The organism is Acaryochloris sp. CCMEE 5410, assembly GCF_000238775.2.
Classification (GTDB): domain Bacteria; phylum Cyanobacteriota; class Cyanobacteriia; order Thermosynechococcales; family Thermosynechococcaceae; genus Acaryochloris.
Window position 1 is genome coordinate 744,022 of sequence record NZ_AFEJ02000001.1, and the last position, 15,563, is coordinate 759,584.

At 48.6% G+C, this 15,563-nt stretch carries 9 protein-coding genes; 1 reads left to right on the top strand and 8 read right to left on the bottom strand.

What is annotated here, in order from left to right; genetic code table 11:
- Positions 1-81 precede the first annotated feature (81 nt).
- The 4 genes from ON05_RS03255 to ON05_RS03270 form a co-directional block, all read right to left on the bottom strand.
- Positions 82-675 carry a hypothetical protein gene (locus ON05_RS03255; RefSeq protein WP_010470708.1) on the bottom strand — a complete coding sequence of 198 codons (594 nt, stop codon included), beginning with the start codon at positions 673-675 and terminating at the stop codon, positions 82-84.
- Positions 676-1,120: 445 nt separating this feature from the next.
- The gene (locus tag ON05_RS03260; protein WP_262561130.1) at positions 1,121-5,272 is read right to left on the bottom strand and encodes a calcium-binding protein; all 4,152 of its coding nucleotides are present in this window, start codon (positions 5,270-5,272) and stop codon (positions 1,121-1,123) included.
- Positions 5,273-5,480: 208 nt separating this feature from the next.
- On the bottom strand, positions 5,481-6,008 hold the full coding sequence (locus ON05_RS03265; protein ID WP_029315052.1) for a toxin-activating lysine-acyltransferase: 528 nt from the start codon (positions 6,006-6,008) through the stop codon (positions 5,481-5,483).
- Between the two features lie 292 nt (positions 6,009-6,300).
- Entirely contained in the window at positions 6,301-6,939 is a 639-nt protein-coding gene (locus tag ON05_RS03270) for a toxin-activating lysine-acyltransferase (RefSeq protein ID WP_010470701.1), read from the bottom strand.
- Between the two features lie 207 nt (positions 6,940-7,146).
- Between ON05_RS03270 and pyrC the strand changes: the two genes are divergently transcribed.
- Positions 7,147-8,184 carry a dihydroorotase gene (gene pyrC, locus ON05_RS03275; RefSeq protein WP_010470699.1) on the top strand — a complete coding sequence of 346 codons (1,038 nt, stop codon included), beginning with the start codon at positions 7,147-7,149 and terminating at the stop codon, positions 8,182-8,184.
- 22 nt (positions 8,185-8,206) lie between these two features.
- On the opposite strand, the gene ON05_RS03280 is transcribed toward pyrC, so the two are convergent.
- The 4 genes from ON05_RS03280 to ON05_RS03295 form a co-directional block, all read right to left on the bottom strand.
- Entirely contained in the window at positions 8,207-13,978 is a 5,772-nt protein-coding gene (locus ON05_RS03280; RefSeq protein ID WP_236618877.1) for a CHAT domain-containing protein, read from the bottom strand.
- 125 nt (positions 13,979-14,103) lie between these two features.
- Positions 14,104-14,910, bottom strand: coding sequence for a DUF928 domain-containing protein (locus ON05_RS03285; protein ID WP_236618875.1), 807 nt, complete (start codon positions 14,908-14,910; stop codon positions 14,104-14,106).
- A gap of 116 nt (positions 14,911-15,026) precedes the next feature.
- The gene (locus tag ON05_RS03290) at positions 15,027-15,221 is read right to left on the bottom strand and encodes a hypothetical protein (RefSeq protein ID WP_010470693.1); all 195 of its coding nucleotides are present in this window, start codon (positions 15,219-15,221) and stop codon (positions 15,027-15,029) included.
- A gap of 49 nt (positions 15,222-15,270) precedes the next feature.
- Positions 15,271-15,417 (bottom strand): hypothetical protein, encoded by a 147-nt coding sequence (locus tag ON05_RS03295; RefSeq protein WP_236618874.1) that lies wholly within the window; start codon positions 15,415-15,417, stop codon positions 15,271-15,273.
- Between the last annotated feature and the right edge of the window lie 146 nt (positions 15,418-15,563).

Here is a 15,563-nt window from a genome sequence, read left to right on the forward strand (position 1 = left end):
ATCGCACATTCAAAAACTCCCCCGCATAATGACAGACAGGGGAGTTACAAAACAAACGTAAAGCGCTTTATAAATTTACGCCTATGCTACGCAGGGCAAAGCTTCTGGCACTTCTGAAGAACCCCAGTCTTTTAAAGGTTCCATAGAGGCAAACAAACTCTCGCTTTCCTTCTGATAAGCCTCTATCAGTTCTTTTTCTTCCTGGCTCAGGTCAGGATCACTGTTGAGCGCGATCTCTTGCAGGGTTTCTTCAACTAGCTCCATCTGCTGTTCCGCCTCTACCAGCATGGTTTGAGGCTCAGACTCTAATAGGGATTCAAAACCAGCCACAACTTCGTACTTCGTCTGAAAGTCCTGGAGGGCCGTTTGTAAATCAGTATTTTCCTTCGTCAGGGTATTGACTGCCATCGACAGCTCAATCTCTTTCGCTTGCAGGGTGAGCTGATTGTCCTCCAAATGCTGCTGTCGCTCTGTGAGCGTCTGAACCGTACGTTCAAGTTCGGCTTTATCCAGCTGAAGCTGTTGGATTAAGGAACGATAGCTGTTGATGGCTTTAACGGCAGGCAACAGTTTTTCCTTGAGGTTCATATGAGCCACGTCAAGCTGATGAAATTTGTCAGAGAGTTTGACATAAGCTCCGGCGAGACTTTTATAGCGTTCAGCGATAGATTTCATGGAAGTTTGTAAAGGGTATTATTCATCTTCTCTATTATCATCAATCTTGGCCAATCTGGCTGTACCTGGGTATACGTTTGAGAGCAATTAAAACGCAGAGAGAGCTAAGTTCAACTCAACGACCCAAAAGCTAGAGGGTTAATACCAGCATGTTAAAGGGTGAATCACCAAGGGTCAGTTTTTTTCTAATCTCACAATCCTTTAGCGGCAACCTCACCATAAGTATCGGTAACTAATGACAAGTTGACTAATAATTAAAATCACTAAATTCAAATAAACAACAGACAAATCAATACTAAAAAATCTTGGTTCAGTTCTTCTTCAACGAAATAGGTTGTTACTAGGGATGAATCACACCATTTTCCTTAACTGCAGTAGTTCATAAACGATAAAAAAAGAGAGGAGGTTTCCCCCCTCTCTTAGATGACCTCATAAGTCGTTGGTTCTAGACAGCCCAAGCTTGCTTCAGGGTTGAATCTAACTGAGTCTTAGCCGCTAGAGTAGCCCCTGCGTTCTCATACGCATCCCAAGCTTCCACCATGTCATTGACTTGAGAGCTCTGGATAGAAGCTCCGTTGCCAATTTGGATGGTGTCAACCTGCTGGGATAGAGGCGTTGCATACCAATCCTTGAGGATAACCACCTCATTGGTGTCTAAGACATTAAGCTGGACATCATTGCCGCTTCTGGAGAAGTCTATATTGCGGTAATCAACATTGGCCCCTAGCAATAGCTTGTCAGTGGTGCTGGCGTCGCCTTGGTTATCGATAGTGGTGGTGCGCATTCCACCAGGATTGGCCCCCAGAGAAGCGCCAAACGCATCTTTGCTACCGATTTGGTAAGTGTCGTTGCCAGCCCCACCCGTCAAGGTGATGTTGTTACCGATAGAAATCAGGGTGTCATCTCCAGCACCAGCATCGTAAGTATTGGACTCACCGCCTGCATGGATTGTGTCCTTATCTTGTCCACCCTGGATAGTGTTGTTCTTACCGGCACCGTAGATGCGGTTCAAACCACCCAGGCTCATAAAGCTATTCTTGGCCCCCTTGACCAGGACGATATCGTTACCGGAACCGGACTTGATTTTGGTTTCCTGACCGAGGCCAAGGATAATATCATCGCCTTTGCCACCGTCAAAGGTGTTTTTTTGACCGATAGCCAGGATAAAGTCATTTCCCTTGCCACCGATAAGCTTATTTTCCTTACCGCCACCGATGAGGATGTCATCCCCAGCACCACCTTTGAGGGTGTTCTTCTTACCGCCCCCGATGAGGATGTCGTTACCTTTGCCACCAGTGAAGCTATTGGTTTGACCACCGCCGAGGATGATGTCATTGCCTTCACCACCCTTGAGGACATTCTTCTTACCGGCACCGAGGATGATATCGTCACCCTTGCCACCTTTGAAGATGTTGGTCTTACCAGCACCTAGAATCAGGTCATTGCCAGCGCCACCGAAGAGGCGGTTCATTTTGCCGCCGCCGACGATGATGTCATCCCCAGCACCGCCTTTCATGGTGTTGGTCTTTCCACCACCCAGGAGGATGTCATTGCCTTCGCCCCCCAGCATGGTGTTGAACTTACCGCCGCCAACCACCAGGTCATCCCCAGTTCCGGCAAGCATTTTGTTGAATTTACCGCCGCCAACCATAATGTCATTGCCAGCTCCGCCCATCATGGTGTTGAGCTTACCGCCACCAATCATGATGTCGTTGCCATCCTGACCCAGCATTTTGTTGAGGGAGCCACCCGCCAGCATCAGGTCATTCCCTTGTCCGCCTTTGAGAAGGTTGAACTTACCGATGGAAGCTTGGATATCGTTACCCAGTCCACCATCCACGACATTGACCTTACCGCCAGCCACTTGGATGTCGTCACCATTGCCACCCGATAAGATGTTTACGGCACCCAGAGCCGCTTGGACATCAGCACCGTCGCCACCCCAGAGGACATTGGCTTTTCCGAGAGAGACTTGAATATCGCTGCCTTGACCACCGAGGAGGAAGTTGGCTTTACCGGCTGCAACCATAATGTCGCTGTTGGCACCGTGGCTATAGAGATTGAAGTTAGGCAGGGTCAGATTGGGAAGCTTGATGGACTGAGCAACGTTGTTGGCTTTGTCTTTGAGCGTTTGTAAGGGATCTGGAAGGTTAACCGAAGGGATAGAAGGCAAGTCAGGTAAGGAAGGTAAGCCTAAAGCTGGAATATTGAGGGTCGGGAGTGTGACCTGAGGAACGGGGATAGAAGGTAGGTTGACCTTAGGAATATCGATGGTAGGGAGACTCAAGCTAGGAATCGTTAGGGAAGGCAAACCAATGCTGGAGGTAGGCAGTTTCAAGCTAGGAATTAAGGAGCCAGGCAGGTTGATAGAGGGCATCTGAATCGAAGGCAGTTGCACATTCTTAAAGCCCGTGACCTTAAAGTCAAATCCAGGGAAGTTCAAACCAATATCAGGCGTATCGAGGGACAAGTCGCGAACATCCGGTAGTTCAGGTAACTTGATTTCTGGACCGTTTAAGCTGAACTTCAGGCTGCCAGGATTGGGGAGTTGCCCCAGAAAGAAGCTAGGTGCCTGGAAGGCAGGAATAACGTCACCCAAGTCGCTAAAGTCAACCTCAAACTCTTTGAAGTTGGGAAGGCTGAAGTCGGAGAAGTCTAATTTCGGGAGGCTGGCATCAGAAAGCTTCAGAGAACCCAAGTCTAAATCTTTAGCCATGTTCTTTAGGGTATCTTTGCCAACGGTATCGCCCGCCATGGCATTGGCTGCACCAAGGGCCACCATCACATCTTGGCCTTCGCCACCGACTTGAACGTTGGCTGCGGCTGCACTGATCAGAATGTCATTTCCAGCGCCGCCGTTTAAGTAGTTGGCTGCCCCTAGGCCAATGATCAGGTCGTTACCACCAGCGGAGGTGAGCCAGTTACCAGCGGCAACACCGACCATGATGTCGTTACCATTGCCGCTATGGAGTTTGTTGAGTCCGCCAAATCCGATAACGGTGTTATTGCCATCCCCCGCATTGACCACATTGGCACCCCCAACACCGATGATGGTGTCGTTGCCATAACCTGAGTTGATAATGTTAGCGCCACCTAAGCCGATAACGGTGTTGCGACCGTGGCCTGCATTTATTTTGTTGGCTCCACCAAACCCAAACATAAAGTCATTTCCGTGGCCAGCGTTCATGGTGTTAAAACCACCGACACCCACTGAGGTGTTGTTGCCGTGGCCTGCATCCATATTGTTGTAACCACCGACCGCAATCAGGGTGTCATTACCCCAGCCTGCAGTCAGGCGGTTGTATCCACCCGCCGCAATTAGAGTGTTGTTGCCTCCATTGCCATGAACGGTGTTCTTTCCACCGAGGGCTATGACTTTGTCATTCCCAGAACCTGCATGGATGGTGTTGGAAACAGCAGCAGTTGTAATCGTGTCATGTCCATCCCCTGCATAGACTGTGTTTGATGCAGCAAATGTCTTAATGCTGTCATCACCAGAACCACCGTAAATTGTATTCTGAGCACCGTAAGCTTCAATCCAATCGCTGCCAGAGCCACCTTGAATGGTGTTTTTGATGCCATAGACTTGTAGCCAATCGCGTCCAGAACCGCCATCAATATGGTTCCAGCCTCCTTTGGCAATCACATGATCGTCGCCCCATTCAGCGTAGACTTTATTACCCCAGGCTGTAGTCTCAATCTTGTCATTGCCCCAGCCACCGTAGACGGTGTTTTTTACAGCAAATGTCTTGATGCTGTCATCACCAGAACCGCCGTAGATTGTATTTTCAGCACCGTAGGCTTCAATCCAGTCACTTCCAGAGCCACCGTTGATATGGTTTTTGATGCCATAGACTTGCAGCCAATCCCGTCCAGAACCGCCATCAATATGGTTCCAGCCTCCTTTGGCAATCACATGATCATCACCCTGTTCACCATAAACTTTGTTGCCCCAGGCTGTAGTTTCAACCTTGTCATTGCCCCAGCCACCGTAGATTGTGTTTTTAATTGCACCTGTTTTAATGCTGTCATCACCCGAGCCTCCATAAATCCTATTTTCAGCACCATAGGCTTCAATCCAATCGCTGCCGGAGCCACCGTCGATATGGTTTTTGATGCCATAGACTTGCAGCCAGTCTCGTCCAGAACCACCACCAATATGATTCCAGCCGCCCTTGGCAATCACATGGTCATCACCCCACTCACCGTAAACTTTGTTGCCCCAGGATGTAGTTTCAACTCTGTCATTACCCGAACCCCCGTAAACTGTATTTTTAAGGCCATAAACATAGATTTTGTCATTGCCTGATCCACCACTCGCGTGATTCGAGCCACCATAGCCGTAAATGCGATCATCTCCGGAGCCGCCTCGAAGGGTATTGCGACCGCCCCATGCTTCCACATGGTCATTGCCGCTGCCACCGTCAACTGTATTTTTCCAACCGTAGGCTTTTAATGTGTCGTTGCCGCCATGACCATAGAGATAATTGACGGGCATATATCCGATAAGGGTGTCATTGCCCCAACCCCCGTGCTTGGTGGGGGAAGGTGCAATTTTCTTAACTTCTTTTACTACTGCTTTAACAACGCGTCCCATGGGTTTTCTCCTTGTGTTTTTTACTAATCGATTGACTAAATGCACTATCGCCAAATCGCCCAGTAGAAAAAATCCCGATTTATTCAGCTAAATTCAGGTAAATGTTCAGGACCTCAATTCAGGTGAAAAGACGAATGACCATCAAAAAAAGGCCCCTGCATGGCAAAGGCCCCTGACTGAGAGATAGAATGATTGGTGCCAAATCAACTTAGAGGGTGTACTTGGCGATGGAACGCAGATTGCCAGCAGCATCCACCCGAAGCGCTTTAGCGGGGGTGCCCTTGGTGAAGATGTTTTTACGAATATCCTTGACGATGTGGCGGGCATGACCAAAGGGGGCGATAAATTCGGGGTACCAAAGGCGTTCACCACTTTTCCATTCAGGAAATAACAGTTGATATTCTCCGGTTTGATAAGTCGCTTCCACCTCTTCCGAAAGCCAGGCCCAATTGAGAAATCCTACAGGCTGTCCGCCCACTTGGTAATAGCGAAATTGATCATGCATCAAGCTCGGTAAGATGCGGGCTTCTAGTTCTGCAAGGGTGTAAGACCGATGGAGAGGAGACTGCATCATCAACCAAGTGATTGATCCCAGCAATTGCAGCCGTTGTTGCACGTCTTCTGGAGTAACTTGAGGCAGATCATCTGCACTGGCTGTCGCTGATAGGGGTGTTTCAGGAGCATCAATCTGATCTGAAGGGGTATCTACTGTTGTTGGCATATCTTGAGTCATCATGATCATTACCTCTGGTGATGGGGTGGAAAAGCAAGGCTAGACGAGAGACTGGACTTGAAAAGTTGTCTATCAGTCTATGGGTCTACTATCGCCAAATCCTTGGGAAGATAAAATCCCGATTTATTCAGGTAAGTTCAGGTGTTTCTTAATCTCTCAAACCCAAAAGAAAGTCCTGCAGAATAGGCTTTGAGTGCAAGTCAAACCATTCCACAGGAGTGAGGTGATCATTCAATTTTCAAAATTTGGGTGGTCTGAAGCGCATCTATTACAACTTCAGCTTGGGTGATATCTCTTATTTATCTGCTCCCAGTTGATATTCAACGATGGAACGAGAGCCATCTTCTTGGGTGCGGATCATTTTTGCCGTTGTGCCCTGGGGAAAAATTGTCTGGCGCAAGTCCTCAAATATACTTGGGTCATGTTCGAAAGGTGAAATAAAATTGGTACACCAAAGCCGTTCACCACTCCGCCACTCTTGGGGAAGCAGTTTGTATTCTCCAGTTTGATACTTCTCTTCAACCTCATCGGACAAGTAAGCCCAACTTACAAATCCGATAGGCTGACCACCGACTTCGTAAAAGCGAAACTGGTTGAGGGTGAGACTGGGTAAAATTCTCGCTTCTAATTCTTTGATAGTGCAATGCCAATGTTGGGGAGATTGCAACATTAACCAAGTAATACCACCTAAAAGTTGTAATCTCTGCCGCATTACCTCGGGTGAGATTTGAGCTTGAGCCTCTTCCCTTTGGTCAGGAGCAGGGGCTTGTTCTTCAATTGAACCTGAAGCAATAGCATCTTGTTCTGGGTGGCCATCTGTCGCTTCAGTCGGTTCAGGAATAGTTGCGTTATCAACGGGTATCACGAGGTCTGCTTCAGGTGCTTCTTGAATTTGCTCTAGATCGAATTCAGTTGTTGCGGGGGTAGTGGTCATGATGGATTCCTGTATTGATTGGGTTAAAAGGTTTAGAAGCCGTCCTGTGTGGTCGTTGCTTCGTTGATGTCCCTACTATCGCCAAATCAAACGGTAGATAAAATCCCGATTTATTCAGGTAAGTTCAGGTGTTTTCTGCTTGTCTGCTCCCGTGACTAAAGCAAAAGGATGTGGAGTAAGCTAGCGACTAGATTTTATGATTGAGAGATGCAAAAACTCACCCTCACTCGGCCCGACGATTGGCACCTCCATTTACGGGATGGAGATGCCTTAAAGGCAGTTCTCCCCCACTCGGCACGCCAGTTCGCTCGCGCTATTGTCATGCCCAATCTGAAGCCTCCAGTCCGCACAGTCGCTGATGCTGCAGCCTATCGGGACCGAATTTTGGCAGCCCTTCCAGTGGGTCAAACCTTTGAACCCTTGATGACCCTCTATCTGACCGACAATACTAGCCCTGAAGAAATCAGTGCTGCCAAAGAATCTAAGTTTGTCAAAGCGGTGAAGTACTATCCGGCAGGGGCCACCACCAATTCTGACTTGGGAGTAACGGATATTCGGAAATGCGATCGCATCTTCGCAGCCATGGAGCAGGTCGATATCCCCCTGTTACTCCATGGAGAAGTAACCGACACCGATATTGATGTGTTTGATCGCGAAAAAGTGTTTATCGAAACCCACCTGATTCCCCTCGTATCGCGATTTCCTCAACTGCGAGTGGTGCTTGAGCATATCACCACCTCCGAAGCAGTGACGTTTGTCCTCAATACCAACGAAAATATTGGCGCAACGATCACGCCTCAACACCTTCTATTCAGTCGTAATGCCATATTTAAAGGTGGAATTCGTCCCCATTATTATTGCCTGCCTATTCTGAAACGAGAGAAACATCGGCAGGCACTGTTGCAAGCAGCGACATCCGGCAACCCCAAGTTTTTTCTCGGTACCGATAGCGCTCCCCATGCTCGCAATTCGAAAGAGCAATCCTGTGGCTGTGCCGGTTGCTATTCGGCCCTCCATGCCATGGAATTATATGCAGAAGCGTTTGAAAGTGCTGATGCCCTCAACAAACTGGAAGCTTTTGCCAGCTTCTATGGCCCAGACTTTTACCGACTTCCCCGCAATACCGAAACAATCACCTTAGGGAAACAGACTTGGCAAATCCCCGATGAAGTCCCCTTCCCAGGAACTGGCCTTGTCCCCCTCAGGGCAGGAGAAGAAATCACCTGGAAATTAATGGACGGATAGTATTGCCCATCGGCAGACCCAATCATAGCCAGTTGCCTACCAGCACAAATGGACTCCAAAAATAGGGGGCTTTAAATTGTGGATCTTTCATTAAAGCCAGCTGGGCCTGACGAAACGCTGCGGCCTTCGTGGTATTGGGTTGAGCCAACGCTTTATAAAAATGGCCCATAAACGCCGCAGCCGCCTGATCGTCTAACGCCCATAAGCCAGCCAAGGTACTGCGCACACCGGAGCGAATCGCCATCCCAGCAATGCCAAGCACGGCTCGACTATTTCCCGTAGCTGTTTCACAAGCACTCAACACTAGCAAATCGATGGGAACCTCAGACGTGCGAATACGATTTCGGAGTATTGAGGCCATCGCCTGGATCGAGAGTCTCCCTTCCCAAGTGAGAATAAACGTATCTTCCGGACTAGCACCAAACTCAGCATGGGTGGCCAAATGCACTACTTCAGAAGATACTTCTGTCAGATAATCCTTCAAATTCTGTTGGGTTAAATCTTGGTTAAACAGAACAGCATGTTCTTGAATCTGTGACGTAATCTGCTCTACTTCTTTGGCCACATAGGGCAAAGCCGGGAAACCAGACCGAGCCTCACTTACGCCCCCCACAAGCAGCTTTACCTTTTCTCTCGCCTGGGGACGAGGCGCTAATAAATCTAAACCGGGGGAAAGTGCGACATTATATTTTTCAATTAAATATTGCTCGCCATCGTAGAGCATGGTCAAGGGTAAGGTACGCAAGGCGCCATCGGCGACAAACACCAACGTTTCCACATCCTGTTGGGCTAGATCTGCAGCAGCTGGCTCTACCACCCAGTCATAAATTTGCTTAAGTTTGGTTAGGTTTTTCTTCTGAACGGACCCCAAGGGCGTGGTTAGGGAACGCAACAGTTGTTTCACCGTATCATCCACTTGTCCAGGCTCAATCGGCGTACTGTAGTGGCGCAGGGGGTGATCACCGATACTGATAATTACATCGACCCGATCCTCTAAAACGATGGGATAAATGACCGCTGCTTTGGGATCGACTTGATCCACTTCTCGCGGTTCGGCTTGCACACAAGCATCCTGAAAGTAGTCTCGAATTTCATTGAGCTGCAAATTTTCGATAAGCTTGCGGGCACGCTTTAGATTACTCGAAGAATCTGCCTGGGTCATATCCCCCTCTAACAGCAGCCCCACCAACTCACGATAAACAGGTTCTACCCCATCTCTGAAGGTAAAGCGAACATCATCACTGGCTGTTTTAAGATCTCCTCGTAAAGCGTCCAGGGCTGCCACAGCATCAAGATAGGCGGAAATTGCCCCTTGGCGATTGCCGAGCTGGCGACGATAGCGGCCTAGCTGCCAAGCCAGCTGATATAGCACTTCTGGAGATTGCTGCCGATGGACATGTTGTAAGGCTTGCTCCGTCAAAGACACCGCCTGGGACCATTGTTGAGCTTCACCATAAATCCGCCCCTGATACCCCAGAATGTAAGACTGAGCATTTAGATCATCTAACCCTTGGGCTTGCCTTTGTACTCGATTCAGTAAGTCCAATAGAGTCGAGGACTTATCCTTCTTAGTCGTAGTCAGAACCGTTTCGATCAAGTGGAGTTGTGCATAAATCCCCTCCCGGCTGCTGGGAAGCGATCCTGTTTGCTCCTGTAGCTCTCGTAAAAGCTGTGATGCTGCAGGGTCGTTTTGAGCAACTAACAGATCAAACCGACTCACTTGTACCTGAAATTGAATCAGGGGGGTCGGCGCAATCCCAAGGGCCTGCTGATAGTAATCCAAGGCTTTCTGAATATTCCCCTGCCCCCGAAAGGTATGGCCTAAATTCAGAAGAATGGTACTGGTTAGGGCTGGCTGATTAAGGGGTTGAGCGGTATTGAGTGCAGCTTCGATTTGGCGTTGTGATCGCAACATGTTTCCTTCAGCCCGCGACACTTTCCCTAGATTCAACTGCGTCATCGCCTTTACGGGTGACGGCGGCTGTTGCTCTAGAATCTGCATCAGTTGCACGAGCTGCTGTTGCGCTTGGCGCAAATAGCCCAGATCCTGGAGAACCTGAATCTGATTCAACTGCACCTGCAGGTTACCCGAATCATCCCCCGCCCGTTGATAGGCATTCGCCGCTGCCTGCCAATCCTCCAGAGCGCTACGAGTATCACCCCGAGCAAGGAATAAACTCGCCCTTGCACTTAGCACCTGAGCCTGAAGAGCAGGTTGCTCAGCTATGAGGTCAGGGGTCAATGCCCTTTGGCTAGACTCTATCGCGCTTCTCGCCTGCTCCCAATCTCCCAAGTAATGGTAGGCCAAGGCTAAATGACTCTGAACTGAAGTATATGCGTCGGGGTGTTTGGATAATTGATTTGCAGCTTTCGTCCAGTGGACAACTGCGTCGGCATAGTTAGCCTGTTGATAGGCTTGACGACCCTCTTCTAGCAGCTTTGCGGGGGTACGAGACGATTCTCCCTGCAGGTAATAATCTCCCCTAGCGGTAACCACTAGCTGCTTCGCTTCTTGCAAAGCAGGTGTAACCTCTGAAAGTGCTTGAGTACCTAAATCCGCTAACAGATAACTCCCGGCAGGTCGGCTGGAGGGCATCAGAGGTAACCCGCCTCGGCCCGTCACCACAAATTGCGATTGCCCGGTACGCGGAACGGCGCAAGCATCTGCAATTTGCGTACTGGTATCCAACACATTTTCGGGGAGTTGACTGAGGGCACTCGCCGGATCCGTGGCAATGGTTTCAATGTTAATCTCGCCATTCAACCCCAATTGCGATGATGCAGAAATTTCGAGAAACTGTGGACCAAAAATTGCATTCGTAAAGATATCAATATCGCCCCCATCCCCCTCAAAGGCATTGGCAATAATGCGATTCAGTTCACTGGGGAAAGCAATAATAAACTGAGCAGCAATATCAATACTTCCGCCATTACCAAATCCACCGGAATTTTCTGCAGAAATAATTGAACCACCTTGGAGTGTTAAAAATCGCAGTAACTGTGTATCAGTCCCGCCAATAAAGATATTGCCTCCATCCGCATCACCACTAGCAACGGTTGAGATCCGACTTCCGTTCAGAAGCTGCAATGAATCTCGGACCGACAGCTCGATATTGGCAAGATTCCCTTCCACTGCCTCAGCCAGGAGTCCAGCATTATCCAAGACAACGGTATTGGCCTCAATAAATAAACGTCCCGCAGCCCCCATCGCACTGCTCACAGAAATTTGAGCACCATTACTGACCATTAAAGCGGGGGTAACAATCTCCACATCGCCTGCATCTCCCTCTCCCAGAGCGCTAGCAAAAATCCCACTGGAAACTGGCGATGAACCAGTAATCAAAATACCTTGATTGGCATTCACTTGAACAACACCACCATTTCCCACTGAATCAGCAGTAGTCGATGCCAAAATCTGGCTCCCATATCGTATCGTCAGATGTCCCGTTGTTAATTCAATATTGCCGCCATCAGCATTCCCTCCAGCCACCGTTGAAATTCGACTCCCATTCAGAAGTCGCAACGAATCCCTTACGATCAACCCAATGTCCGCCTGATTCCCTTCCACAGCCTCGGCTAACAAGTCCGCATCATCCAAGACAAACCTGTTGGATCGCACAAATATATTCCCTGCCGAGCCATCATTCGTACTGGTCACCGACAATTGAGCACCATTCCTCAAGGTAATATTGGGAGAAAAAACGTCGATCCCACCGGCATTCCCATCACCGGGTGCAGTGGCAAAAATACCGCTCGGGAATAGGGTATTCGTTGAATCCAGAACAAAAGGGGAATCTGCATCGGCAGCAGGCAATGTCACCCGAGGTGATGATCCAGTGATTAGAACGCTTTGATTGGCAACGACTGAGATATCTCCCCCATTCCCAATCGAGTTAGTCGTAGTCGAGGTCGAAATTTGTCCACCATCTTGTATGGTTAACCGTCCAGTTACCAGATCGATATTGCCGCCTTCAAACAGACCAGGGTTTTGCAATTGGGTCAGAATCCGACTGGGCTGTCCATTCAAGGTACCTTGCAGGGTCACGGACTCCGTTGTGTTGATAAAGATATCGCCACTATTGCCGAACCCCTCAGCCCCAGCATCAATAATGGAGCCATCTCTCAAAATCAAATGGCGAGCATTGATGCGAATATCGCCACTAAATCCCTCCGTTGTCGAATCCCGAATGGCAGTGGACAACTCGGCCACCCCAGTAAAGTCCGTTCGAGCTGCGGCAGGATCCCCCATTAACTGGACTGTATCTCCAGCTCGAATCGTCAGATCTCCCCCTTGGGCATTCCCAAAGACAACGGGAGCAATCAGTCCACCAATTAGGGTCAGATTCTGGGTATCAATCTCGATGTTTCCTCCTGTTCCACCTAGGGTTTCAGGGGGTAGCCCTAAATCTTCAGGGAAGAAGGTCACACTGGTTGTAATCCCAATCGGCGGTCGATCTAGAGTGGGTCCTCCTCGATCATCCACCAAAATAGTATTGGCCTGAATTCGAATATCTCCCTCCGAAGTATTCGGTCCCAGTTTTCTCGTGCTAATACCACTTTCCTCTCGAACCCAAAGAGAATTCGTCGTAATACGAATATCTCCCCCCGATCCAGCACTCTCAGAGCTAATGCCAGAGCTGAAACTAAGACGAATATCAGGTGCGTTGATTAAGATAGATCCTGCATCACTCATAAACCCATCCGCTGAGGATTGGCTTACAATTTCTGCCCCTCTCTCTAGGCGAAGATGGTTGGTTAGATCAATACGGATATCGCCACTAGAGCTATCTCCTAACGTACTCGTCAAAATCTGAGAATTGTCCTGCAAAGTCAGATTCTGGCCGCTAATCCTGATAGTTTCACCTTGCCCCAGATCTTCTACCAAGCTTCGAACAGTACTGTCAATGAGTTGAATATCCCCAGTTCCATTCAGAAGAACAGATCCACCTTGGGCATTAACATCAGTAACATCCGCATTCAGCCCCACGAATAGATTCGTTTGATTGAGAGAGATATTCCCAGCCTCAAAGACAATATCTCCCCCACCCTCCTCCACCGTATCGATGGTTGAATTAGTGAGGGTCAGATTAGACCGTCCCCCCACTGGAACGGTCAGGAAAGTATCAGGTGTTGCTGCTTCTAAATCAAAGAGAAGAGTGCCAGGTTGGGACAGACCACTGAGGCCCACCCGGCCTCCAGGAGCCAAAATTTCAGCACCATTGAGATTGGCCTGTCCTCCCAACAAGGCGAAGGGTTCTCCTACAGCCGTTTCTAGTGTGGAACCATTGACCAAGATGGGTTGGGGGGTAGCGCCAAACTGCACCCCCAAGGGTACCGAAACCGTCAGCAGCGGGGGCGCATTTGGATTCACCGCATTAAAGGAATTACCATTGGGCAGCAAAAATCGATCCGCCGTGGTGGCTACAAATGCACCTGCCACATCCAACTGAGCATTGGGGCCAAACAAAATCCCACTGGGATTGACGAAAAATAGGTTGGCAGGACCATCCACCCCTAACAAACCGTTAATATTGGAAGCCGTTCCCCCAGTCACTCGCGCAAAGATATTCTCGACAATAGCCGGGTTACTGAAAAAAACCGTTTGATTGGGATTGATGCCAAATCGTTCAAAGCTATGGAACAGGGCAGTATTTCGCTGAGCCCCACCATCGATAAAAAATTCGTCAGCCGTCGCGCCCGGGGCAACTACAGACTGTTCTGGTCCCAAGGTATTGTCGGGGACAATTAGTTGAGCCAGCACCATTTTCGAGAATACTAGTGGGCTCAAAATCACTCCTATCAAGGGAGCAACGGCTGGCCTCGCCCATTTTCGTATCAGGATGAGATCGCACCCAATCCTATTCATAATCTTATGGCTGATGAAAGTGTACTGAAAGACGGGAACACACAACTTTCAATTCAAGGGGTGGCGGGGGATGGGTTTATATCCAAAGGCCGCACAACAGACTTTAGATTTGCATCCTCTAGCTGATCAGCAATATTGACTAATGCCTGGCTATGCTTTTCCCCTTCACTAGACTGAGCTTGTTCCTTCAGAAAGGCCCGAAGTTTTTGGTATGACTGGGACTCATTGGCTTCCAACAACAGTTCTCTAACTGCATCAAACCAATAACCGGATTTTGCAAACAACGCTGCTTTCTGGCCAGGCGTATCAGCTTTCGATAATGCCTGTTGTAAAGCAGTATCCGGCAAGTCAACATCTACTTCAGCCACAAAGGGGGGACTAAATCGATCGTCATCTGGTTTACAGGCAATACTCAACTCCACAAAAAACCGTTGACCATCCTCAAGGGTAGTCTGATCCATTGGCACTGTATAGTGAACCAGTCCAGAAGACGTTTCGATATATTCCAACTCATGGATCAATTCAGAACTTTGATCCGCATCCAGAATAAACAAGGAAATTCTGACACGATAGGGATCCGTTGCCGTTACAAACCAAGCCAGCGTAGGCGTCACTACACTGGTTTTCCCCACATGAGTGCTAGGAGCAAGCAGGGTAACGGGGATGCTGCTGGGCTGAGCCGCTGCCGTCTGGGCATGAGATTGCTCTAACACTATTGAACGATTCAACTCTGGCAATTGGGATGGAACAGAACTACAACCCCGAGAACCATTGGACCCAAACTTACCTTTCGGCGGATCACCCTTGGGCGGTTGATATCGTCTTGCCCAAGCGGGGAAAGGCAATATCGACAGGGACATGAGTAACAGACCTAGCCCAAAACAATAGCTGAAGCCTTTCTGTCTTCTTCCCTTGAGCAGGTGCCTTTTCAGCAGATGAGCTGGATTGAGATGAGCCTTAACCATAGGTGCATACCTCACTTAGCACTGACGGTACAAAATGCGATCGCAATCTGTTCTGTTCGCCCCTGAGTAGAACAATCATCTCGATCAGCAATGATCTTTAAGTTCTGATCGATCCATTCCAAAGCAGCCTCCTGCCAAGGTCCTAATGACACTCGTATTCGTTGGGGAGCGGAACGGAAATAGTGGTGGGTTTTCTCTAAAAACATAGTAATACCTCCTTTATTTATCTATTCTCAATTCTTCTAGAAAATTGATTCATTCTCCTTCGTCGTCATAGGGGTCAAAATCAATAATTTCTCGACGGACCCATTCCTGAAATTGCTCCTTTATCACTGCCATCATTGACGACAATGATGGCAGTGTAATGTGTATCGGTTCTCCATACCTAAAGTCAGAAGGCATATCAGATCTCCCCGTAATTCGGTTATTGAAATTACCTTAATTGAGCTTGTTAGCAGAAAAAATCCCGTTATCATCAGGAAACTTCAGTAAAAGTTCAGGTTGATCTTAAAAGTAAAAGGCAACCGAAATTTTTTAGATTGCAGGGG

Coding starts and splice junctions, on each gene's coding strand:
- ON05_RS03255 (WP_010470708.1), bottom strand. CDS start 675: ATGAAATCTATCGCTGAACGCTATAAAAGTCTCGCCGGAGCTTATGTC.
- ON05_RS03260 (WP_262561130.1), bottom strand. CDS start 5,272: ATGGGACGCGTTGTTAAAGCAGTAGTAAAAGAAGTTAAGAAAATTGCA.
- ON05_RS03265 (WP_029315052.1), bottom strand. CDS start 6,008: ATGATGACTCAAGATATGCCAACAACAGTAGATACCCCTTCAGATCAG.
- ON05_RS03270 (WP_010470701.1), bottom strand. CDS start 6,939: ATGACCACTACCCCCGCAACAACTGAATTCGATCTAGAGCAAATTCAA.
- pyrC (WP_010470699.1), top strand. CDS start 7,147: ATGCAAAAACTCACCCTCACTCGGCCCGACGATTGGCACCTCCATTTA.
- ON05_RS03285 (WP_236618875.1), bottom strand. CDS start 14,910: ATGTCCCTGTCGATATTGCCTTTCCCCGCTTGGGCAAGACGATATCAA.
- ON05_RS03290 (WP_010470693.1), bottom strand. CDS start 15,221: ATGTTTTTAGAGAAAACCCACCACTATTTCCGTTCCGCTCCCCAACGA.
- ON05_RS03295 (WP_236618874.1), bottom strand. CDS start 15,417: ATGCCTTCTGACTTTAGGTATGGAGAACCGATACACATTACACTGCCA.